Below are 23,820 nucleotides of genomic sequence, written 5' to 3' on the forward strand. Positions count from 1 at the left end.
ACGTGGGGTTACCATGTTTGATACACTGCAAAAATATTATCAAGAAAATCGGGAAATGGTTCTTGCGCTTTTCGAGAGGTATCGGGATAGCGGCAAAAACCTTATGTTGAAAAGTGAACTGTGGGACGAATTTCTGGCATTGGATAGTAGTGTTGAACAGAAAGTACGTATCGTTTCACCACTGGGACGGGTTATCGCCAAAGCGCAGGAGGCGGCCATAGATCACGACCGGCTGGCCATGGCTATTCGACCAAAGGTTGCCCAGTGGCATTACTTCTCCTACAGCTATAATGAGGGAAAATTAGAAGAGATGGCTGTGGCGGAGTTTCTGGCCTTTAAAGAGAAGCAGGTGCAAAATGACCTGCAACAGCCGGTTCTTGAATTTGATCTTGGCCCGTTTGAGCGAGATTTCCCCAAAATGACCCAGAGCCGCTCCATCGGCCATGGGGTGGAGTTTCTCAATCGCATCTGTACCAGTCGACTGTCCCGTGAGCCTGTGGGCGGCAGGGAACTGGTTTTTTCGTTTTTGCGTCTGCATGGGTACGGCAATATTTCGTTCATGATCAACGATAAGATTGCAAGCGTTGTCGAGTTGCAGCACGCTTTAAATGATGCTCTTGAGTATCTGGAAGGAAAAACCGCCGGTAGTGAATGGTCGGCACTGGTGGATGATCTGCAGAAAATGGGATTTGAGCCGGGATGGGGACGCAGCCGGGAAAAGGTCATGCAGAGTTTCAGTCGCCTGGCGAATTTACTTGAGGCTCCCGATTATCAGAACCTGGAAAAATTTATTTCCGGTGTACCAATGATTTTTAATATCGTGGTGCTTTCACCCCACGGTTTTTTCGGCCAGGAGAATGTGCTTGGCTTGCCCGACACGGGTGGGCAAATTGTCTATATCCTCGATCAGGTGCGGGCGCTTGAGCGGGAGATGAAAGAACGGATTTATGAGCAGGGTCTTGATATTAAGCCAAAAATACTGATTGTAACCCGCCTTATTCCAGAGGCAGGTGATACCACTTGTAATCAGGCGAGAGAACATGTTCAAGGGACTGAAAATGTGGAAATCGTCAGAGTCCCTTTCCGGCGTGTCAACGGCGAGGTGCTGCCGCAGTGGATTTCACGATTTGAGGTCTGGCCATATCTTGAGAGATTCGCCGACGAGGCTGGGGGCGAGATTCTCGCGATCCTTGGGCGCAGGCCCGATCTTGTCATCGGCAACTATTCGGACGGTAACCTGGTCTCCTATCTGATGTCCAAAAAAATGGGGGTGACCAACTGTACCATCGCCCACGCGCTGGAGAAGACCAAGTATCTTTATTCTGCACTCTACTGGCACCAGATGGAAGAGCAGTACCATTTTTCCTGCCAATTTACTGCCGATATGATTGCAATGAACTCGGCTGATTTTATCATTACCTCTACTTTTCAGGAGATTGCCGGTTCAGCAGATGTGGTTGGCCAGTATGAAAGCTATTCGTCTTTTACCATGCCGGGATTGCAGCGGGTGCTGCAAGGGATCGATGTGTTCGATCCCAAGTTCAACATCGTTTCGCCTGGAGCCGATGAGGATGTGTATTTCAGCTACACCAAAGAGAAACGCAGGTTTACCGAGCACCACGACGAGATCCGGGAGCTGATTTTTGGCGAACAACACCCGGCCGGGCGAGGTGTGATTGGCGAAACGAAAAGACCTCTTATCTTTTCCATGGCCCGGCTCGACCGCATTAAAAATCTTACCGGGCTGGTGCAATGGTATGCCGAAAACGAAGAATTGCGCAGCAAGACACATCTTATGATTGTGGGTGGGACCGTTAATCCCGAACATTCGGGCGATGAGGAGGAGCGAGTACAGATACTGCGCATGCATGAACTGTTTGATACCTATGGTCTCGACAAAGAGGTGCGCTGGCTGGGGGTTCGTCTTGATAAAAGGGTTTCCGGTGAATTGTATCGTTGTATCGCCGATGGTCGGGGCGTGTTTGTCCAACCCGCCTATTTTGAGGCTTTCGGTCTAACGGTGATTGAGGCCATGGCATCCGGATTACCCACTTTCGCTACCCGCTATGGCGGTCCGTTAGAGATTATTCAGGACGGTAGATCAGGCTTCCATATCGACCCTAATCACGGGTCAGCCTCATCGGATATTTTGTTGAAATTCTTCTCTCGCTGCGAAGCTGAAGAAGGTTACTGGCAACAGATTTCTGAGGGTGGCATTCAGCGGGTGCAGGAGCGCTACACCTGGCAACTTTACGCTCAGCGGCTACTTTCACTCACCTGTGTCTATGGATTCTGGAAGTTTGCCACCAATCTCGAACGCCAGGAAACGTCGAGGTATCTGGAAATGTTGTACCACCTTCAGTATCGACCACTTGCCGCAGCCATGGAACGCTAACCCGGATGAGAAATGGAGGCTGCACTGCCACCCTTGCGCAGGTATTGATACGCGCCATGAGCAATTACATGGCGCGTACCGGTTTAAATCAGGCCGAAATTGTGCAACCCTTCGATAATGCCGGCGGCGCAATGCCCTTTTGCGAAATAGGTACGGGGTGAACCTTTCAGGTGCTCCAGTTCTTCTGAGTGGTTGCCGACAATGAGTCCGCGTGCTCTGCCGCTCAGCATATCGGTGTCATTACCGGAATCTCCGGCTACCATCACATGGCGTGGCAGAAAATCATATTTGTACTGTATATAGTTGACCGCTTTCCCCTTGGAAGCTCGATGGGGCAGGATGTCGAGAAACTGCCCGTGGGAATAGATTACCTGGCAACGTAATCGATGTTCATCGAGAGATTTCTGTATTTTTTCAAGCCGGTTGTCGATATTTTCCAGATAGTAGCTGATTTTATGGCTGCGTTGTCCTTCCGCCTCCTGAAAGACCAACCAGGGGAACTCTGTGAGGCATTCCTTGATTTTCTCCGGCTTCCACTGATTCGAGATATGTTGCTGCCAGCCTTTGTCCATGCGCAAGTCGGGTCCGTAATAGAGTTCTGTGCCGACAGAGCAGATTAGCACATCCGGAATGGGTATATTGAATTCGGTCATCGCTTCAAGAGTCAGCTCAAGACTGCGACCGGTGGCTACTCCCCAGGCCATTTCACGTCGATGCTCGTCGAGAAGGTCAAGAAGTTGGGCAAGGCTTTCGTTATCGCCGATGAGGGTGTTGTCGATGTCGGTAATGAGCAGCTTTTTAATACCGGTCAACCTCTTACCAAACGATGGCCGATCTTGCCGTCTATTGCTTCCCGGTTTTTTCTGCCCATTTTGTCGACAATCCGGCAGCGAGCGGCAGTAGTGACTGACAGTTCTTTGGCAATGAGCGTTCCAACTGTAATGGCTGCGGACCCCGTTGATACCGTTGTTGGAAAATGTATCCCATAGCTCCGGATCAATGAGAATTTTGCGGATCGCCTCTGCTATTGCTTCTGTGGATCGTGCATCAACCAGGATGCCATTTGCACAGTTGCGGACGATATCCACCGGCCCTCCGTCATTGGTAGCGACAATCGGCAGACCGCAGGCGGATGCCTCGATCAGGGTCAGGCCAAACGGCTCCACCAGAGCAGGATTGACAAAGACCCCATGGCTCTGTGCGCACATTCGGTAGAGTGCCGGCACTTCTGTTGAAAAGTCATGCTTTTTGGGGATCGCCAGTTTGCCGTAGAGATCATGGCGATCCATCTGCAGCAGCATATCGGTCAATACCCCTTTTTCATTTTCCTCCATACCGTTGATATCCTGGCGTATACCTGCAAAAATTGCCAGGTTGGCCAGGGCCTGCAGTTCTTTGTTGGTGCCGTACGCCTCAATGAGGCCGGTAATGTTTTTTCGGTGATCAGAACGGCAGAGCGCAAGGATAAAGGGCTTTTCCGGATGGGTCCAGAAACGGTACAGTTCATTTTTTAACGTGAGCTTGACCTGCTTACTCTCTTCGGTCAGGAGATCGGCGTCGAACTGGGAATCATAATAGGGGTAGAAGGTGTCCAGGTCGATTCCAGGCGGGATGACGGCGTATTCAGCCTTTGGGCCATTTTCATAAAGACCATACTGTTTGTCGATTTCCTGCTGAGTGGAGGTGATGATCATATCCGCTTTGGCAATGATTCTCTCTTCCATGTCAATGCGGGTGTCGATCTTATATTGGCGGTTGATTTCGCTTTTTTTCATGCCGTCGCCAACCAGTTTCGCCAGTTTGTTGCGGCCCATGGAATGGCCGGTGAAAAAGAAGGGCGCGTCGAATGCTGCTGCCAGCTGCATGGCCACGTAACCTGCATCGGCATAGTGGCCGTGGAAAACGTCGGGTACCTGCTCCTCGGAGGTGATGAATTTGATCGATTTATCGATAAATTCTTCCATATGTGGCCAGAGCAGCTCTTTGCGCTGGTATTTTCTTCCGCCGCACTGGATGCGGACGATGCGTGCGTTGTCAGATATTTCCTCTATCTGTACGCCGTAATCATCAGAAACACGCTTGTCGACGATAAGCCGGGTGACAAGATCCACCTGGCCGATGTCTTCATGGCGAGCGAGCGCCTTGGCAAGTTCTACAACGTATTTCGTCTGGCCGCCGGTGTCGGCGTCACGGCCAAGTTCAAGGGAAGTGCTGCGAATTAATCCATGGATACTGATTAGCTGTATGTACAGTCCGTCCTTTCTCATTGGTATTATTTCGAATTGTTATGCGCTATGTCGAGGTGACAGGCGCGGATAAAGTCAGGTTATTATGGCATGAATGCGTCAGGATTGCAAGGAGAGGGGACGTTGTTGAGCTCATGCGGAGGGGCTGATTTCATAGTGTCCTATGATCTTGCCAACATACGAAGCAAGACCGAGGTTCATTCACAAAAAACAGAATGGCGATATCGTCAATTGAGGATAACAGGTTGCGGCTCAGGGAACATATTCAAGTGAGGCATCTATTAATTCGGGAAAACAAGCTGAAAGCTTTGTTAAACCAATAAAGATAAGTGCATTGATCGAGGGGTATCCCGGACAATCCTGCTAACCAATAAAAGCATTAGCAGGATATGCTCTGTATCAAATAGATAAAACGATCTTACCGGCCAATATGATTGAAGACCTGTGTTGAAGATAAATGGTTGCTTTTTCTTCACGGTTTGAGCAAAATCTGAAGGATAAGGGTGAACGGAAGAGTGATGAATGAGCTTGTTTGCATAGCCCTTCTTCTTTACTGCCGAGCGGTTACCATCATTGATGGTCATATCTGAGCACTTCTGTTGCATCAATGTGCTCGGCTTTTGGATCTATTGAGAACGACAACCGGAGCAGTTGACGTATTCTGAATCGAGCCACTGTTATGTATCTGGATTATTTCGGTTTCACATGTGACCCTTTTTCTATCAGTCCGGATCCGCACTTTGTATTTTTAAGTTCGCGGCACCGTGAGGCGTTGGCCCATCTTCTGTATGGAACCCAGAGTGCCGGTGGGTTTGTGCTGCTCACCGGTGAGGTCGGAACCGGGAAGACGACTATCTGTCGTTGCCTGCTTGAACAGCTACCGGAAAATACGGAAGTTGTCCTGTTGTGGAATCCCCGATTGTCAGTGGTCGAATTGCTGGCATCAATCTGTGACGAACTGCATATCTCCTATCCGCCAGGAACGTTGAGCATTAAAGTTTTTATCGATGGGATCAATGGCTTTTTGCTCGAAGCCCATAGCCGAGGGCATCGCACCATAATTGTTATCGATGAAGCACAAAATCTGCATCGAGACGTGTTGGAGCAGATCCGGTTGCTAACCAATCTGGAAACAAATACGCACAAACTGTTGCAGATCATACTTCTGGGACAACCTGAACTACAAGAGATGCTGAGCCGTCCTGAACTGCGCCAACTAGCCCAGCGTATTACTGCCCGCTACCATCTTCTTCCCCTTTCTCCCAAAGATGTAGAAGGATATATGGCCCATCGTCTTGCCGTAGCAGGAGGGAGGTTGCCGGTTTTTCCACCGTCGACCATTCCCCTGATATATACATTGAGTGGTGGGGTGCCGCGGGTTATTAACATCATCTGCAGCAGAGCTCTTCTCGGTGCATACGCTCAGGGAGATGATAGTGTCAGTCCCGAAATGTTGAGAACGGCGGCCCGTGAAGTGTTCGGAGCCACTCCTGGTCGACGAGTTGCAAAAAGAGGGGTGATGATTGGCGCAAGCCTGCTCTCTCTGACACTCTTAGGGACGTGGATTTTGCTTGGTACGAATTTTGTCTCATCCATAGATTTGCCCGCTCCTGCGACCAGGGAGATGATTTCTGAAGTAACTCCTGCCCCAGCGGTGGCAACTGTAACGGCAACGGTTGAAAAAATTACAGAACAAAAACAGCGAGTAGAATCGTCCATGGAGCCGGATGCGTTGATCACGGTGTCAGCAGGTGAGGGAAGACCGTTGCCTGAGAAACCAGTAGAGACAGAGTTATCACCTAAGGTAGAAGCACCCACTGAGGCGATTGCGGTTGAACCAGATCCAGCGATAGAACCTGAAGACCCGTTTGAGTGGATAAGAACACTTTTTGATGAATCGGGTGACGAGACAGAATATCATACTCTTTTTCAGAGCTGGGGGGTTCAGTATCGTTCAGTTGAGGGCATAAGTCCTGAAAGATTCGCTCGACAAAACAATTTTGGACTGGTGAAGCAAAAAGGAAGTTTTGGTTATCTGCGGAGGTTGAACCGGCCAGCGCTTTTGAGATTGACCGACTTGACTGGAAAAGAGTTTTCCGCAACGCTTACAGCGATTAAGGGTGAACGTGTCGTTTTGCAGAGCGGCACCGTTCTCCGAGAAGTGACTGTTAGTGCATTGGTGCAGCAATGGCTTGGTGATTTCACCATGCTATGGCAACCGCCACCAGGGTATCGACGAGTGATCATACCAGGAGACCGTGGTGAGGCTGTTCGTTGGCTTGCCCGACAGTTTGAAATCCTGAATGGACGGGAAGCGGAGGCACACAAAAAATACGTCTATGACGATAGTCTTCAGGCCGATGTCAGGGCATTCCAGGCCTCTGAAGGACTCCCTGTCGACGGTCTTGCCGGACCGCTGACGCTCATCCGGCTCAATTCACGGATAAACAGTGGTCAGCCGCAGCTTGAAAGGATAGATCTTGCCCTGGAAGAAAGATAGAGCGAGCTCTCCTCTTTCCCTTCTCCCCACCTTTGAATATTATTCTCATTAAATACAAAAAATTAACCCGATGTTGTTTTGGCGATGAAGTTCAGAAATATCTGGTAGTGGTGGGGGAGGGTGCGTTTGGTGGCGGTGGCAATATAGAGCATTCTGCCCATGGTCAGGCCGTGGATTTTCACTTCTCGGACACTCCCTGCAGCCAGTTCGTCCTGAACTGCATAGCGAGAGAGGATGGAGACACCGAGATCGGCTTTGACTGCCTCTTTTACCGCTGTGCTCGAGCCGAGGACGGCAACGATATTGAGTTCATCGACACCGATCTTTTTCTGGGCCAGAAATGTCTCGATGTTTTTTCTGGTGCCCGAGCCGCTTTCGCGAAAGATAAAGGGCAGCTCCGTTAAATTCTCAGGAGTGATTTTTGGGGGAAGAGGATTATCGCCTGCGCAGACCAGAATCAGCTCATCCTCCACAAAAGGCTCATATTTCACCTTTCGGGCAACGGTCTTGGCACCGACAAAAGCGATCAGTAACTCATTGGCCAAAAGGGAGTCGATGATTCGGGCTGAATCCTCGATGCGTATTTCAAACGAGATACCAGGATATCTGCTTTTAAATGACGAGGCAATGGACGGCAGGATATACGCACCGGGAATGGTAGACGCACCGATGATCAGCTCACCTGACACCGACTGACCAACCATGGCCAGGTCGTCTTCAAGTTTCTGCAGATCTTCGAGAATGGCGAGGGTGCGGGGATATAGAACTTCAGCTTCCTTGGTGGGCATGATGGTACGGCCCAACCGGTCGAAAAGACGGCAATTGAGCCGGAGTTCCAGGTTTCTGATATGTTCGCTGATGGTCGGCTGGCTGGTATGCAGTATTTCCGCCGCCTTGGTAAAGCTGCGACTTCTGTAGACGGCAGCGAATATGCGCAGGTGTCGAGTTTCGATGGCTCGGCCCTCCCTTCAAAATTTGCAGTAGTGGAAGAATGGTTCGAGCCAACGATACTACGATCTTTTTGAGATTGCTATTGAAAGTGGTTGGGGCGAGCCACTTCTGGTTTTGCTCCTCAGTCTTCTGCCAGTAGCGGGGTGCTGAGATAGCGCTCTCCGGTATCCGGCAGAATGACTACCACGGTTTTGCCGCTGTTTTCAGGTTTTCTGGAAATTTCCCGCGCAACATGGGCCGCGGCCCCGCAGGAGATACCGCAGAGGATACCTTCTGTTTTCGCCAGTTCCCGGGCAGTAGCAAACGCGGCATCGTTACTGACAGTTGCGACCTCGTCGATAATCTCCCGATTGAGGATCTCCGGCACGAATCCTGCGCCGATCCCCTGGATCTTGTGCGGTCCCGGTTTCCCACCCGACAGTACGGGTGAATCTTCGGGCTCAACGGCGACAACGTGCATGGCCGGGTTGTATTTTTTCAACACCTCGGAGCAACCGGTAATAGTGCCGCCGGTACCGACACCTGCAACAAAAATATCAACCTTACCATCAGCATCACGCCAGATCTCCTCGGCAGTGGTCCGGCGATGGATTTCAGGGTTGGCCGGATTGGCAAATTGATTGGGCATAAAGGCATTCGGCGTTGTGGCGAGGAGCTCTTGTGCCGCTGCGATTGCCCCGTTCATTCCTTTTGCTGCCGGAGTCAAAACCAGCCCGGCGCCAAGATGCTTGAGCAGTTTTCGCCGCTCGATGCTCATCGACTCCGGCATGGTGAGGATAAGCTTGATGTTCTTGGCTGCACAGACAAAGGCCAACCCAAGGCCGGTGTTACCACTGGTCGGTTCGATTACCGTGGTGCCGGCGGTGATTGAGCCGTCCCGCTCAGCCGCTTCAATCATCGAGACGGCAATACGACACTTGACGCTACCCAGAGGATTGCGTGATTCTTGTTTGCCGAGGATGGTGGCAGCACAGCCCACACCGAAATTGTTTAGGCTCAAGAGCGGGGTATTGCCAATGGTCTCTGTCAAATTGCGGGGCATAATCAGCTCCTTGATAGTATCTTAGGAAGAATCCTTAAAATGAGTGCGAATAGATCAGTTCAGGACGCTTTAGCAGCACCTTGGTGCCGGCTTCGACGCTTTCTGTCAGCCAGATGTTGCCGCCGATAACGGAACCGGCACCGATGACCGTGTCGCCGCCAAGAATGGTGGTGTTGGAATAGATGATCACATCATCCTCAATGGTCGGGTGGCGTTTTTTATTGCGCAACCGCTCACCGGCATCACGGGGCAGGGACAGGGCCCCTAGAGTGACACCCTGGTAGATTCGCACGTTTTTGCCGATGATCGCTGTTTCGCCAATGACCACACCGGTGCCGTGATCGATGAACAGCCCTGGTCCAATGGTGGCGCCCGGATGAATATCGATACCGGTGAGGCTGTGAGCATACTCGGTCATGATTCGTGGGATGATCGGCACCTGCAGGGTGTAAAGCACATGAGCGACCCTGAATACCGAGGTGGCAAGCAGGCCGGGATAGCTGAATATCACTTCATCCGGGTTATCTGTTGCCGGGTCACCATCAAGAGTTGAGCGGATATCGCTGGCCAGGATCGCGGCGACTTGAGGCAGCTCCTCGATAAATGCCAGCGCAATCTGATGTCCTTGTTCCTCACAGGCGGTGCAGGGCTGACCGTGGCGACGGCAGTCGTGGCGAATGGCCATGGTGACCTGCTCGGAGAGCTTTTCGTAGAGGTCCGTGGTCTCTTTGCCGATGTAATACTCCAGGTTTGAAGCGTGGAGTTTGGTCTTGGTGAAGTAGCCGGGAAAAAGGATGCGACGTGCCTGGTTAACGATATCGATTATCTGGGCGTGCGATGGTATCGATACCGGGCTGATATGCTCATAACATTCCTTAGCCTGCCAGGAGCTGAGCAACTTCTTAACCACAGCCGGAACCTTGTCATGCTTGCAACCTGTGGAGTGCTGGATATGCTCACAGATGGCGGAGAGGGAATCTGTTACCGGGCCTATTCGTGTTTGTATTGCCATGGGAGTGATGGGTAGTTTGGTTCAAGAAAAAAAGTAAACATCGATGAAAGTGGAGAGAATGAGAAAACTCAACCTTTCTTTTCGATGACAAAGATTCCGTACGTCGCCCTGAGGTTCGGTAGAAAGTCCACAACACTTCCAGAACTATTGGCACTGTTGGTGTTGATGGCAATCTCTTTCACGATGGTATAGCCGACATCGCGGGCGAACTTTTGGAAATCAGATAAGGTTATAACCCTGATGTTGGGGGTGTCGTACCACGAGTAAGGCAGCTGGTCATTTTTCGGGGCGTGCCCAGAAAACATCAGCTGCAGTCTGATGGTATAGTGGCTGAAGTTGGGAAAGGAAACGATGACACGCCGGCCGATCCTCGACAATGAATAGAGCAGTTGGGCGGGCTCGTAGATCTGCTGGAGTGTCTGGCTGAGAATGACATAATCAAAACTCTTGTCTGGATAATCGGCAACCTCTTCACTTAGATCTCCCTGCAATACGCTTAAACCACGACCAATACAGTAAGCGGCTTTCTCTTTGTCAAGCTCGATGCCGGTACCGACAATCTGTTTGTTGGCGGTGAGCCAGGCGAGCAGATCCCCTTTGCCACATCCGAGGTCAAGCACCCGGCTGCCAGGTTCGATCCAGTCGGCGATGACCTGCAGGTCAAACCGTATCGTTTCAGTTACGGGGGACACCATGGAGAAAACCTCGTATCAAATTGGTTAGCCGGATATCTTTGATGAGAAAGGCATCATGGCCGCAATCGGCCTCGATCTCGCAAAAGCTCATGTCCTGGCCGGTGCGTTTTAAGGCCTGGATAAGTTCCTTGGCCTGGTAGGTTGGGTAGAGCCAGTCCGAACTGTATGAGATAACGAGAAATTTAAGATGTGCTTTGTGCAGGTCATCGATGCAGGATGGGGTGCTGATTGTATCTTTTAAGTCAAAATAATCGGCAGCCTTAGTGATGTAGAGGAGTGAGTTGGCGTCAAAACGCTGTACAAACTTGCTGCCCTGGTGGCGCAGGTAGCTTTCCACCTGGAAATCAATGCCGAAGTCGTAGGAAAAATCATCCTTGTTCTGCAGCTGACGGCCAAACTTACGACGCATTGCCTCGTCAGAAAGGTAGGTGACATGGCCAACCATGCGGGCAACAGCTAGACCCATATCCGGTTTTTGACCGGCGTAATAATCGCCATGACGCCAGTTGGGATCAGCCATGATGGCCTGGCGGGCAATCTCGTTAAAAGCTATAGCCAAGGCCGAATGGCGCATGGTGGTTGCAATGGGGATGGCAGAACGGACCATATGTGGATATCGCACGCACCATTCAAGAACCTGCATGCCACCCACCGAGCCGCCGATCACGGCATGGAGCCTGGAGATGCCCAGATGGTCGATCAGACACTTCTGGGCTGCGACCATATCACCGATGGTGACCATGGGAAATTCCATGCCATATGGTTCCCCGGTTTCCGGGCTGATAGAGCTTGGGCCGGTGGAGCCCATGCAGCTGCCGAGAATATTGGTGCAGATAACAAAGTAAGTATCGGTGTCGATCCCTTTACCCGGGCCTACCATGAAATCCCACCATCCGGGTTTTTCGGTGGTGGGGTCATCAGTGTAATATCCGGCCACATGGGCATCGCCGGAAAAGGCGTGGGCGATAAGGATGGCGTTGTCTTTTGCCGGCGACAAGGTGCCGTATGTCTCGTAGGCGATGGTGATTGGGCCGAGCCTGGCCCCACTCTCCAGCACCAATTCACCTGGCGGTTCAGCAAAAGTGAACTGCTGTTTCTTCACCTTCCCCACCGAATCGTGGGGAAAGGGTGAAGTGGCAGTCTCGATGGATGGTATTGCAGACATCTCCTGTTTCCTTTGATGTCGGTCTATTTATGTGCTACTGCAATCGCCTGGTCGAGGTCAGCAAGAATGTCGTCGATATGTTCGATACCAATAGAGAGGCGGATCATGCCGTCGGATATACCACCCGCTTGCAACTGCTCTGTCGTGAGCTGGGAGTGCGTTGTGGTCGCCGGATGTATGGCCAGTGACTTGGCGTCACCGACATTGGCCAGATGCGAGAAGAGTTGCAGGCTCTCGATAAATTTCTGACCGGCCTCCCTGCCACCGCGAATACCAAATGCGATCATGCCTCCGAAACCGTTTTTCAGGTATTTGACGGCAGTTTCATGGCCGGGCGATCCTGGCAGGCCAGGATAATTGACCCAGTCAACATTTTCATGCTGCTGCAGGTGCTGGGCGACGGCCATGCCGTTTTCCGAGTGGCGCTCCATGCGCAGGGGCAGGGTCTCGATGCCCTGTAAAAACATCCAGCAGTTGTCCGGACTGATACAGGCACCAAGATTACGAAGCGGCACCAGCCGCATTCTGAGCGCAAAGGCGATGGGGTTCATCGGCCCAAGATCGTGGGCGTAGCGGAGACCATGATATGAATGGTCGGGCTCATTGTAGAGGGTAAATTTCTGATCGGTCCAGTCGAAGGTTCCTGCGTCGATGACGATGCCTCCAAGACCGGTGCCGTGGCCGCCCAGCCATTTAGTGAGCGAGTGGATGACGATGTCGGCACCATGTTCGATGGGTCTGAACATGGTTGGCGGGGTGAAGGTGGAATCGACGATGAGCGGCAGTTTTGCTGCATGGGCGATATCTGCAACGGCTCTGATGTCGGTCATATTCAGTGCCGGGTTGCCCAGGGTCTCGCAATAGACTGCCCGGGTTCTCCCGGTGATTGCTGCCTTGAAATTATCTGGGTCAGAAGGGTCGACCATTTTCACCTTGATGCCCAGCTGGGGCAGGATCGAGTCGAATTGGGCAAAAGTGCCTCCGTAGAGGTTGTTGGCAGCTACCACTTCGTCCCCGTGCTGGCAGATATTGATGATGGTGTAGAAAATGGCCGAAGTGCCGGAAGAGAGTGCCAGGGAAGCTGCGCCGCCTTCAAGCAGGGTCATCCGCTGTTCGAGTACGTCCTGGGTGGGGTTGCCTATCCTGGTGTAGATGTTGCCCAACTCTTTTAAGGCAAAAAGATTGGCGGCATGTTCGGTGGATTTGAACATATACGCGCTCGTCCGATAAATCGGAACAGCGCGGGAAAGGGTATCTTGATCAACTTTATGTCCAGCGTGTACGGCGAGGGTTTCCAGCTTCATTCTTTTCTCCTCTTTTCCGTGAAGTACCGTTTGCGATGGTACTCGATATGTGAACGCCGTCCATGACGGTATATCTCATTGTCTGGACGGCGTTTTGGATGGACGGTCTTAGTTTTTTATCTGACCGCTTTTTATCTGATCGACAAACTCTCTGATCTTCTGGCCATTACCAGCTGTTGCATCAGGGTTAATTTTAAGCAGTTCTTCCCAACTGGCAATAGCGCCCTCGGTATCTTTGAGATCATAGAAGCGTACGATGCCTTCATTGAAGCGTGAGGGTTGATGTATCGGATCCATGGCCTGGGCCTTTTCGAACATTTCGATAGCCTTTTCCGGTTGCTTTACCTGACGGTACATGACACCAAGATCTGTGATGAGATTGGCGTCACCGGAGTGGTATTTCAGAGAAGTGGTATACGCCGTGATTGCCTTTTCAGGCTGACCGGTATCGAAATAGAGGTGCCCAAGCTGGACCCAGGTTTGGAAATCGTCAGGTTTGGCTGTCACTGCCGCTTCGAGGTTGGTGATGGCTGCAGCCATCTGGTCGGCTTCCGCATTTTTTTGCTGGCTGGTGGCGGCGGTCTGTTGGCCTTCGCCTGCATCAAGCTTATACACTGCAAAGCCGACGCCGCAGACGAATCCAACGATAAAAATTATAGCGAATACCAGGTACGGTTGTTTTTGTTTATTTTCCGTCATGAGTGCCTCTGAATTGTAATTGTAAAAAATGGGAGATCCGGTGGGAATGTATCCTGCCGTCTGGCTTGGGTTTCCGGGTTTGGTAAAAGAGAGTTTGCTCTTTTGAATTATGGACTAACCTTATTGTGAGATGGAAAGAATATGACAGAAATGGGATTTGGTACATACCACAAAGTGATATAATGGGCAAGAAATTGTAAAATTGGTGAAGAGGGGCTGGACAATGCCTGACGAAAAGTGGCAGAGTGTAGGCAGGTCAAAGGTAAACCAATTCGTCATAACCCATTTCATGAGCATTATATTTCCCCTCCATTTTCAAGATATGGAGGAAGATTTTGTGCCGGCAACCTGGTGGTAGCCAGGTTCGCTCATAGAGCTTTGAAGATTCTTAAAGAAAATACTACGTAGAGTTCTGTTCGGTACGGCCTCGGGTCGTAGCCGGACGAATGAACATCCGCATGTTGGCAACAGGAGAATTCCGAAGGAGGATGCAGATGAAAGTGCAGAATAAAGTGGTTTCCAGTGCCGTACGCGACGATGGGCCGAGCTCTTCTTTACATTTTAAGACCAATGCCGAAACGATCAGGGAAAATATCATTCACCACTTGATGAGCTTTCAGGGACGTGATCCTGAGCGATCCGGGGCGGTGGATATATCCAAGGCACTGTCTTACACCATGCGTGATCTGATGGTTGAAAAATGGATCGCCACCCAGAAGACCTTCTATGCCAAAAAGAAAAAAAGGGTCTACTATCTCTCGCTGGAGTTTCTTATCGGTCGGTCATTGCTGAATAGCGTTATCAATCTGGGTATTATGGACGAGGTGAAGAAGGCGGTGGCCGACCTCGGGTATGATTTGAGTGAGATCTGCGACGAAGAAGAGGATGCAGGCCTTGGTAATGGTGGTCTTGGCAGGCTGGCTGCCTGCTTTATGGACTCTATCGCCACCCTGAAAATTCCGGCCTACGGGTACGGGATCCGCTATGAATACGGTTTGTTCTATCAGCAGTTAGTCGATGGCAATCAGGTGGAGACTCCTGATAACTGGTTACGCTATGGTACAGCATGGGCCTTTGACCGACGAGTGCCGGTCTTTCCTGTAAAGTTCTACGGTCATGTCACCACCTATCAGGACGACAAGGGGAACTATCGAGCCCAATGGGTCAATACGAAAGATGTCATGGCCATGCCCTGCGATATGTTGATTCCCGGTTATCGGAATGACCATGTCATCAATATGCGATTATGGACGGCACGGGCTTCGCGTGAACTTGATCTCAGCTATTTCGGGCAGGGAAATTATATCGCTGCGGTTGAGTCGAAGGTGAGTTCAGAGACTATCTCGAAGGTCCTTTATCCGCCGGACCACAATCTCGCCGGCCAGGAATTGCGCCTCAAGCAACAGTATTTCTTTGTGGCGGCGACGTTTCAGGACATCATGCGCCGCTATAAGAAAAAAAATGAAACATTTGACGCTTTTCCCGACCATGTTGCGGTCCAGTTAAACGACACTCATCCGGCTATCGCCATTCCGGAGTTGATGCGGCTTTTGCTGGATGAGGAGGGAATCGGTTGGGAAAAGGCCTGGGATATCACCGTCAGGACCTTTGCCTACACCAACCATACGTTGATGCCGGAAGCGCTGGAGAGGTGGACCGTGGAACTGCTGGGCAAGGTGTTGCCACGTCATCTGCAGATTATCTATGAAATCAATCATCGATTTCTGGAGACTGTCGCCCAGAAGTATCCTAACGACGGCAATAAATTGCGCAAGCTTTCAATCATCGAGGAAGATGGCGGTAAAAAGGTGCGGATGGCCCATCTGGCCATTGTCGGCAGTCATTCGGTAAATGGGGTGGCGGCTTTGCATACCAAGCTGTTGCAGACCAGGCTTTTTCATGACTTCGATAAATTTTATCCAGGTAAGTTCAATTCGAAAACCAACGGTATTACCCCGCGGCGCTGGCTGTTGCAGGCCAATCCGGAGTTGGCGGACCTGATCAGCAAAAACCTCGGCTTTGCCTGGATCACCAATCTTGATGAGTTGCGAAATCTTGAAGCACATGCCGGTAAGAAAACCTTCCGTAAACGATGGAGCGATATTAAACGGGCGAACAAGGTTCGTCTGGCGGACTACATTTTCAAGGAGACGCAGGTCACTGTCGATCCGGATTCGATGTTTGATGTTCAGGTAAAGCGCATCCATGAGTATAAGCGACAGCTGCTGAATGCCCTGCATCTTATTTATCTGTATCACCATATTCTGCGTAACCCTGGCACAAATGTCCCGCCTCGAACCGCCATCTTCGCCGGTAAAGCGGCGCCAAGCTATTGGCGGGCCAAGCTTATTATCAAGCTCATCACCTCCATTGCCGAGGTGGTGAACAACGACCCGCGGATCGCCAATCGACTGAAGGTGGTGTTTCTACCGAATTACAATGTTTCGCAGGCCGAGATTATCATGCCTGCTGCCGATCTCTCAGAGCAGATTTCCACTGCCGGCACCGAGGCATCGGGTACAGGTAATATGAAGTTTTCCTTAAATGGAGCACTTACCATCGGCACCCTGGATGGCGCGAATATCGAGATTCGTGAAGAGGTTGGTGAAGAAAATTTCTTCCTTTTCGGGATGACAGCTGAGGAGGCAGAATATGAGAAACTGAATCCAAGCCGTTCGCCGATGCAGATATGTGAACAGAACAGGGATGTCTATAATATAATAGAGAGTCTCAGGAACGGTTCTTTTGCCCGGGGCGATAAGGCCTTGTTCCAGCCCCTGGCCGATAGCCTGTTGGACCAGTACGATCCCTATCTGCTCATGCTTGACCTTGAGTCATATCTTAACTGTCAGAACAAGGTCAATGAGGCTTTCCTCGATCAGGACAACTGGACGAAGATGGCGATCCTGAACGTTGCCCGCATGGGAAAATTCTCCACCGATCGGACTATTAAGGAGTATTCAGAAGAAATCTGGGGCATTCTAGTCGAGGAAGAACAGTAGATATCGTACGACTTGCATGGAAGTACAGAGTGGTAACAAAGCAAAGCACCTGAAGCGTAGAGTTATACGCTTCAGGTGCTTTGCTGCATGGACGCCGTCACGATCCCAGCCCCAATAAGTGCGCTGCCACCAACACGATTGAACCATCTACGCACCCGTGTTTTTTGGATGTGCTCGCTCAGTTGGCCTGCAAAGATTGCATAGAGTGCTGCATTGACTGTGGCCAGAATAAGAAAGGTGCCCCCAAGGAGGAGTAACTGCTGAGGTAATGGTTCTGTTGGCCGTATGAACTGCGGGAGAAATGCGACGAAAAAAGCAATGCTTTTGGGATTGAGAGCGGTGACGATAAATGAACTCCAGAAGAGCGATCTGCTTGATGCCATCCTGGATGGCTTGGTGGCAGAAATTTCTTCTGGATTCGCTCGCCATAGTTTTACACCGAGATACAACAGGTAGATGGCTCCGATCCATTTAAAGATGGCAAAGAGACTTGCCGAGGCCGACAGAATGGTGCCAAGGCCGAGCAGGGAAAGGGTCATCGCGGTGAAATCACCCAAAAGAACGCCGCTCACCAGAGGCACAACCGACCGTCTGCCATGGGTTACGGACTGGCTTATGACCAGGATGATTGTCGGGCCAGGTATGACCAGGATAACGGTGGTAGCCAGTACAAAAGGTATCCAGATTTCCATCTTTCACACCAATACGAATGTTGATTGTACCGCGGTCATGCTCACAGATACGCCGATGGTAATGGGGTAACGCGTTGTCTATGTCGTTTGGGTGGAATCCGAATCTGGTTCACCTCAAGGTTTTCGACGCAATTCATCAACGAGTTCCAGACCGGTTTGTGTTGTATCCGGTAAGGCTATTTCAGATTCAGAAATAACCTGGGTCCGTTCACCCCATTTGATCAAATGAGCACTCCAGGTTAACCCTCCACCAAATGCGGGCATAAGTATAGAGCTGTTGGCCGCAACATGTCCTTCCTGGACCGCTTCCACCAATGCTATCAAAGCTGTCGCCGCTGACATGTTTCCGTAACGCTCGATATTGATGAATACTTTATTCTTTGGCAGCCTCATCTTTTTAGCAAGCGTATCGATAATACGTAAATTGGCTTGATGGGGAACGACAAGGTCAATGTCCTCGGTCTGTAAGCCGGACTTTGCCAAAGTCTTTTCACAAGCCTGCGACATGCCGGCGATGGCCTTTTTGAATATTTCCTGGCCTGCAAATGCCCAGGATGTATCTCCTAATATCCTTTTTTTATCAGCATATTTCATCCCCCAACCCTGCACAGAGAGGATTTCGCGTGACTCACCGTAGCATCCAAGCGATTCAGCCAAAACGCCCTGCTCGGTTTCACTTTTCTCCAGATATAATGCTGCTGCGCCATCGCCAAATAGGACCGCGACATCCCGGTTGCTCCATTCCATCACTTTTGAAACAACTTCCGCGCCAATAACGATCGCTGAATTGACAACACCACTCTTTATCATAGCGGTGGCAACAGACAGACTATACATTCCGCTGGTACAGGCAGTATTGACATCCATGCATGCGGCGTTGCTCGCACCCAGTAATCGTTGTACGTTTGAAGCCGCATTTGGGCATAGTTCATCAAAAGTGGTCGAACCAAATACTATAAGATCAATGTCGGTCGCTTTTTTGCCTGCTGCCGCTAACGCTCTGGCGGCAGCGACATACGCGAGTTCTGAAACATCCACGTGCGAAATCCGCCGTTCTTTCATGCCGGTTCGGCTGGTGATCCATTCATCAGTTGTATCAAGAAAGGTTGCCAGATCGTCATTTGACAATATAGCGGGAGGCAAACACTTTCCCCAACCGGTTATAGCAGCATATATCATTGTGTGTCCTTGAATATCTTGAGTTCAACCTGCAGCAAGGAATGAATGATCCCGTGAAGAGGTGCAGGTGAAGTGTTAAGTAGTGACAGTGAATTGTTCCGACGAATCAGAAGCTTCATGGCAACCTAAAGTTTGTCATGATAATGTGCCAAGGATATGATGTCTATGCTTTAATGATAGAATTGCCAAAAGCTCGATTCTCTTCGTTGCAGGTCAGAAAAGACAAAGGGCCATTGGATGGAAGAAGAGATGCTGTCACGAAACGAACACGGCTCCAGTGGGCCATGGTGGCAACGATCCAACCTTAACCACATTACGAGCGAAAAATCTGGCAAAGTGGTGAGGTGGTATTACATTCTCCATCATTAGCCAGTACTGATGAACGATTTCTAACCAACGATATAAGGAGTAACGACATGTCAGATCTAAAAGAACGTATTCTGTCCATCCTGCATAAGCCACAGCTTGCAGCTCTTGCCACAGTCACGGAAATGGGTAATCCCTGGGTTCGTTATGTCGTGACGGTTGGAGACGGTGATCTGATCATTCGCTGCGCGACCTTTGCAGAGTCGCGCAAAGTAAAACATATTGAAGGGCGCTCGGACGTGCATCTCACGTGCGGTGTTAACAGCTTCATGGAAATGCAGCCCTATTTGCAGATTCAGGGTGTGGCAACAGTAACAGCTGATAAAGACGAGCGTCACAGTTTCTGGAATGATATGCTGTCCCCGATCTTTGAAGGACCGGATGATCCGCGCTACCGTGTCATTGTGATCAAGCCATACCGGATTGAATACTGCACCCCGGGATCGTATGAGCCTGAAGTCTGGACACGATAGGTTCTGGTGTGCAGTAGATAGCAAAACGGATGATGTTTTATACAAGCGGCGAAAACACTGGTGGTTTTCGCCGCTTTTGTATTGATCGCAAGTTAGTAAGGGACTACTGTGCGGGGATTTGCTGATATCCCATAATATGTTCAGTCCCGCGATGAAAAAGTACAAGGTAGGTCGAACAGTATAAAAGTCTTTGATAAGTTGTTTGGCGAGCCTGCCAATTCAGCAGGTAATTGTCCGGTAAACCAGAGGTGATAATATTTGATTGGAACGGGACGAATAGAGGAGGTTGTAATTCTTTTTCTGGTAAGTTTTTCTCAATCCGCAACTTTTGCATATTCATCCGATGTGAATGATAGTTGCTACACCGCCGCGCTGCAGTGGATTAGAACAATTGAAACTGAAAAGAAAGATGTTTTAGAAAAACATGCGTTGTCAGGATGTGCATTTTCAAAAAAATGGATAGAGAGATACAATGGAACAAGTGAAGCGAGTAGAGAGAGCTTGTGTACAGATCTTGTTTTGATATGGACTCATAAAGAATGCATGTATTTCAGAGATTCTGTCAGCCCAGAAGCATATGACCCATGTAAAACATGGTCACGGGAGATGTATACACGATGTATGGAATATGAGGATGAATGGTTTGGGGAATGAAATTATCCAAATAGCCGGCATAGTTATACGACCGAATGACAATATATTGAATATAACATAATCAAATATCTCAAAGGCTTCGCTGGGACTCGATTGTTAAACTGACGTAGTATCCAAGGATAAGGAATTTCAAATGAGTGATCTCCCAAATTGTATAAAATGTAGTTCCGAGTACACATATGATGATGGCACCATGTATGTTTGCCCCGAGTGTGGGCATGAATGGTCAAAAGAAATAACCGATACGGATGAGAGCGAGGCGAAGGTCATAACCGATGCAAACGGGAATATGCTCCAGGATGGTGATACTATTACAGTGATGAAAAACCTGAAAGTGAAGGGTTCATCACTCGTGGTAAAAGTAGGGACCAAGGTGAAAAACATCCGACTGGTAGACGGAGATCATAATATAGACTGTAAAATTGATGGTATAGGTGCAATGAAGCTCAAATCTGAGTTTGTGAAAAAAGTGTAACACCGTATCAAGCGAAAATTGTCCTGAATTTTTTCGAAGCGTTAGGCTTTATCTCCATATGATTTACTGGTCGTCAAAGCGACTATAACTATTGCTCATGAGTTCGATATGATACACGTTATTGCTGCAATTCACGTTCGTGAAGGTCGAATGGCCGACTTCCTTGAAATCTTCAAAGCCAATGTTCCACTCGTTCTTCAGGAGAAAGGGTGCAGGGAATATGTACCTACCATCGATATGGGGTCTGGTTTTGCAGCGCAGAAACTGGATGGCAATGTTGTGACAGTAATAGAAAAGTGGGATAGTCTTGAAGACCTTCAGGCTCATATGAAAGTGGCGCATATGGTCAGCTACCACGAAAAAACACGTGATATTGTCGAAAACGTCAATCTTAAGGTACTGACTGCAGCCTAGTACAGGAAAACCGCCTGTCCGCACCGAGAAACCAGATGTGGTGGTTCTCCTTGGTATTAGGGCAGCAGTGCCAACCCTACCAATTTCGTTGGCTTTTGGTTCTTAACGGTATACCATGTTCGTATGTTTGATCTCACCCTGATCGAGTGTTTTGGGTTGGGAACGCAATAGAATACGATTTATGGTGTATACGTGTTGTACGTTACTTGATAAGCTGTTCGATGTCATGAATTCGCTGCGAAATAACGATCTATCGTCGAAGATGCTGTCACGATTCCAGGGGGCCAGTCTGCCGGAGTTGCTATGCTGAGAATAACGAGATCAACCAGATTCTGTCCAGCAATTGAGGCTGAGGTTGCTGTCGATTGCCAATGTGTTGAGGTCAATGGTAAGAAGGTAGGGCCGGATCGGGTTCTCTGTTGCAACTCGAAGCACATATGTAAGCTCGTCTATGAGGATGAAAAACTTACCATCAAACTCAATTGGGAGAGATGTGTGTTGAACCAGATGTGAATTGCTCGAGAAGATCAATTCTTTTCGTGACACTGTCCCGCCCTGCCAACTGAAACAGGCACTGCATCAAAGTCGTGCCACTTCCATCTTCTTTTTCGGGGAAATCGCCTATGGAAACCAGTCAGACAGAGCTGTTGTTCTTGGATGTGGCAACGTATTGTGTTTTTGCATTCTTTTGCTGCCTGGCATTTATGGTCTGGTATCTCAGGAGAAATATTGACGAAGAACTCAAGGAAAAGATCCAGAACGTGATCTGGCTGGAAAATATTTTCTACTTCCGAGATTTTACACGCAAGAGGTTCGGCCGGACACATTTCGCGTATCATCTTGCCATCATCTTTCTCGTTGCGCTCCTCTCCATTTTCAGTCTCAACATTTTCCAACAGTTTAAAGATATTGAGCCGATTTTTAAGTATTCGCTTGCTGCTGCGGTGGTGGTGATCATTGGTCTGGTGGTGGGTCTTGTCTACCGTCTGTCAAACAAGCAATACTATGAATGATTTGCCACGGACGCAGTAGTTGTCGCATTACCAAATCCCTGCGATGTGGTAGTCTGTTGTCGCCTGGGGATGTTCTGCATTTCCAGGGGCGGTGGTTTGGTAGAAGTCCGATATTATATCTGTTTGGGTTGCAGGAGAATTTTCATGAAAGTATTGGGAGTGTCAGGTTCGCCCATAAAAAACAGTAGCACTGATAAAGCATTACGTCATGCGCTTGATGCCACGGGACTTGAGACAGAGTTCGTTAAGCTCAAGGACTATACGGTTGCCCCATGCCAGGCATGTCTGGGCTGTGTGGAAACCAACACCTGCGTAATACAAGACGATGGTATCATGCTGGCGGAAAAGGCCAAAGAGGCGGATGCGCTCATCATAGGCGGGTTTACCCCCTACTCGTCGCTTGATGCGAGAACGAAAGCCTTTATCGAGCGTCTGTATCCGCTTCGCCATACCCACGGTTTCATGGCCGGAAAACCTGGTGGCGCAATCATTACCTGTGCCGTTCCCCACGGAGCAGATATGTTGCCGCCGGCGTTTGATTTTGGCAGCAACGCCATCCGCTTCTACATGATGGAAGAGGGGATGGAGTTTCTTGGCGCGGTGCGAGTTGAAGGTAATGTTCCCTGTATAAAATGTGGTCATGGTGATGAGTGCAAGATGACCGGTATCACCATGCTCTATGGATCGGGTTCCACTGTCGAGTCGGTTGGCGTGCAGTGTTTTGAGGAGCAACCTGCGGCGATGCAGGCGGCAGTGGAGCTTGGGAAAGCAATAGCTGCTAAACTGGACAAAAAGTGAAGTGTTCAGGTCAGGGGCGCAGGGGTAAAGGGGGGAGCGATGCGGGTGCATTATCTGCAGCATGTTGCCTTTGAGGGGCTTGGCAGTATTGCGTCGTGGTGTAATTCTGCCGGCTGGGAGGTAAGCTGCACAAAGTTGTTTGCCGGTGATAATCTGCCGCTGCCGGGAGGGATTGATCTGCTGGTGGTCCTGGGTGGACCGATGAGTGTTAACGACGAGGAAGAGTTCCCGTGGCTGGTGGCGGAAAAGCGATTTGTTGGCGAGGTTATTGCGAGTGGTAAGCCTGTGCTGGGGATCTGTTTAGGCGCACAGCTGATTGCCAATGTGCTTGGGGCACGGGTTTACCCCAATGCAGAAAAGGAGATCGGTTGGTTTCCGGTGTATGGCGTGAGCACTCAAAATACAAATGTTTTTCCGTTTCCGTCGTCAGTCGAGGCGTTCCATTGGCATGGTGAGACTTTCGATCTACCAGCCGGGGCTGTTCAGATAGCACGTAGTGAGGGCTGTGCCCATCAAGCCTTTCAGTATGGGCCCTCGGTTATCGGCCTGCAGTTTCACCTGGAGACAACCCCGGAGTCGGCCATGGCGCTGGTGGAGCATTGTCGGAACGAATTGGTTGAAGCCCGATACGTTCAGAGCGAACAGAGAATTCTGGCTGCGGAATCCGGGTGCTTCCTGGTTATTCATCGTTTGATGGGTGACATTCTCTCCTATTTAGGGCAAACTGCAGCTGTTTGAGAGGTCC

The 23,820-nt window shown here is 50.0% G+C and carries 20 protein-coding genes; 10 read left to right on the forward strand and 10 right to left on the reverse strand.

Annotation, left to right across the window (positions count from 1 at the left end):
* Positions 1 to 13: 13 nt before the first annotated feature.
* Complete coding sequence (locus tag BUF15_RS18260) at positions 14 to 2,395, forward strand: sucrose synthase (protein ID WP_073615153.1); 2,382 nt, start codon at positions 14 to 16, stop codon at positions 2,393 to 2,395.
* A gap of 83 nt (positions 2,396 to 2,478) precedes the next feature.
* Here BUF15_RS18260 and BUF15_RS18265 read toward each other — a convergent pair whose 3' ends face one another.
* On the reverse strand, positions 2,479 to 4,662 hold the full coding sequence (locus tag BUF15_RS18265; RefSeq protein ID WP_073615154.1) for a sucrose-phosphate phosphatase: 2,184 nt from the start codon (positions 4,660 to 4,662) through the stop codon (positions 2,479 to 2,481).
* 658 nt (positions 4,663 to 5,320) lie between these two features.
* Here BUF15_RS18265 and BUF15_RS27175 point away from each other — a divergent pair.
* Positions 5,321 to 7,141 carry an ExeA family protein gene (locus BUF15_RS27175; RefSeq protein WP_073615155.1) on the forward strand — a complete coding sequence of 607 codons (1,821 nt, stop codon included), beginning with the start codon at positions 5,321 to 5,323 and terminating at the stop codon, positions 7,139 to 7,141.
* A 62-nt stretch (positions 7,142 to 7,203) separates the two neighbouring features.
* On the opposite strand, the gene BUF15_RS18275 is transcribed toward BUF15_RS27175, so the two are convergent.
* The 7 genes from BUF15_RS18275 to BUF15_RS18305 form a co-directional block, all read right to left on the reverse strand.
* Complete coding sequence (locus BUF15_RS18275; RefSeq protein ID WP_327021875.1) at positions 7,204 to 8,094, reverse strand: selenium metabolism-associated LysR family transcriptional regulator; 891 nt, start codon at positions 8,092 to 8,094, stop codon at positions 7,204 to 7,206.
* 119 nt (positions 8,095 to 8,213) lie between these two features.
* Positions 8,214 to 9,134 carry a cysteine synthase A gene (gene cysK / locus BUF15_RS18280; RefSeq protein ID WP_073615157.1) on the reverse strand — a complete coding sequence of 307 codons (921 nt, stop codon included), beginning with the start codon at positions 9,132 to 9,134 and terminating at the stop codon, positions 8,214 to 8,216.
* 34 nt (positions 9,135 to 9,168) lie between these two features.
* A complete protein-coding gene (locus BUF15_RS18285; protein WP_073615158.1) occupies positions 9,169 to 10,146 on the reverse strand; it encodes a serine O-acetyltransferase in 978 nt (325 codons plus the stop codon).
* 68 nt (positions 10,147 to 10,214) lie between these two features.
* Positions 10,215 to 10,841 (reverse strand): methionine biosynthesis protein MetW, encoded by a 627-nt coding sequence (metW, locus tag BUF15_RS18290; RefSeq protein WP_200802412.1) that lies wholly within the window; start codon positions 10,839 to 10,841, stop codon positions 10,215 to 10,217.
* Positions 10,822 to 12,006, reverse strand: a complete 1,185-nt coding sequence (gene metX, locus BUF15_RS18295) for a homoserine O-acetyltransferase MetX (protein ID WP_073615159.1) — start codon at positions 12,004 to 12,006, stop codon at positions 10,822 to 10,824. The genes metW and metX overlap by 20 nt, the downstream gene beginning before the upstream one ends.
* Before the next feature lie 23 nt (positions 12,007 to 12,029).
* Complete coding sequence (locus tag BUF15_RS18300) at positions 12,030 to 13,310, reverse strand: O-acetylhomoserine aminocarboxypropyltransferase/cysteine synthase family protein (RefSeq protein ID WP_073615160.1); 1,281 nt, start codon at positions 13,308 to 13,310, stop codon at positions 12,030 to 12,032.
* A gap of 108 nt (positions 13,311 to 13,418) precedes the next feature.
* Positions 13,419 to 14,009 (reverse strand): tetratricopeptide repeat protein, encoded by a 591-nt coding sequence (locus tag BUF15_RS18305; protein WP_073615161.1) that lies wholly within the window; start codon positions 14,007 to 14,009, stop codon positions 13,419 to 13,421.
* 494 nt (positions 14,010 to 14,503) lie between these two features.
* On the opposite strand from BUF15_RS18305, the gene BUF15_RS18310 reads away from it, so the two are divergent.
* A complete protein-coding gene (locus tag BUF15_RS18310; RefSeq protein WP_084554176.1) occupies positions 14,504 to 17,011 on the forward strand; it encodes a glycogen/starch/alpha-glucan phosphorylase in 2,508 nt (835 codons plus the stop codon).
* Positions 17,012 to 17,082: 71 nt separating this feature from the next.
* Here BUF15_RS18310 and BUF15_RS18315 read toward each other — a convergent pair whose 3' ends face one another.
* Positions 17,083 to 17,703, reverse strand: coding sequence for a LysE family translocator (locus BUF15_RS18315; RefSeq protein ID WP_073615162.1), 621 nt, complete (start codon positions 17,701 to 17,703; stop codon positions 17,083 to 17,085).
* Between the two features lie 114 nt (positions 17,704 to 17,817).
* Positions 17,818 to 18,882 (reverse strand): beta-ketoacyl-ACP synthase 3, encoded by a 1,065-nt coding sequence (locus BUF15_RS18320; protein ID WP_073615163.1) that lies wholly within the window; start codon positions 18,880 to 18,882, stop codon positions 17,818 to 17,820.
* Between the two features lie 416 nt (positions 18,883 to 19,298).
* Between BUF15_RS18320 and BUF15_RS18325 the strand changes: the two genes are divergently transcribed.
* From BUF15_RS18325 to BUF15_RS18355, 7 genes are all read left to right on the forward strand, one after another.
* Positions 19,299 to 19,721: a pyridoxamine 5'-phosphate oxidase family protein gene (locus tag BUF15_RS18325; RefSeq protein WP_073615164.1), complete on the forward strand. Its 423-nt coding sequence runs from the start codon at positions 19,299 to 19,301 to the stop codon at positions 19,719 to 19,721.
* A 258-nt stretch (positions 19,722 to 19,979) separates the two neighbouring features.
* Positions 19,980 to 20,375, forward strand: a complete 396-nt coding sequence (locus BUF15_RS26855) for a hypothetical protein (protein WP_143170772.1) — start codon at positions 19,980 to 19,982, stop codon at positions 20,373 to 20,375.
* A gap of 133 nt (positions 20,376 to 20,508) precedes the next feature.
* On the forward strand, positions 20,509 to 20,850 hold the full coding sequence (locus BUF15_RS18330) for a zinc ribbon domain-containing protein YjdM (protein ID WP_073615165.1): 342 nt from the start codon (positions 20,509 to 20,511) through the stop codon (positions 20,848 to 20,850).
* 108 nt (positions 20,851 to 20,958) lie between these two features.
* Positions 20,959 to 21,264, forward strand: a complete 306-nt coding sequence (locus tag BUF15_RS18335; protein WP_073615166.1) for a putative quinol monooxygenase — start codon at positions 20,959 to 20,961, stop codon at positions 21,262 to 21,264.
* A 623-nt stretch (positions 21,265 to 21,887) separates the two neighbouring features.
* Positions 21,888 to 22,277, forward strand: a complete 390-nt coding sequence (locus BUF15_RS18345; RefSeq protein WP_073615168.1) for a hypothetical protein — start codon at positions 21,888 to 21,890, stop codon at positions 22,275 to 22,277.
* A gap of 144 nt (positions 22,278 to 22,421) precedes the next feature.
* Positions 22,422 to 23,075 (forward strand): flavodoxin family protein, encoded by a 654-nt coding sequence (locus tag BUF15_RS18350; protein ID WP_073615169.1) that lies wholly within the window; start codon positions 22,422 to 22,424, stop codon positions 23,073 to 23,075.
* 39 nt (positions 23,076 to 23,114) lie between these two features.
* Positions 23,115 to 23,813 carry a type 1 glutamine amidotransferase gene (locus BUF15_RS18355; protein ID WP_073615170.1) on the forward strand — a complete coding sequence of 233 codons (699 nt, stop codon included), beginning with the start codon at positions 23,115 to 23,117 and terminating at the stop codon, positions 23,811 to 23,813.
* Positions 23,814 to 23,820: the final 7 nt, after the last annotated feature.

This window comes from Desulfopila aestuarii DSM 18488 (assembly GCF_900143695.1).
GTDB classification, from domain to species: Bacteria; Desulfobacterota; Desulfobulbia; order Desulfobulbales; family Desulfocapsaceae; genus Desulfopila; species Desulfopila aestuarii.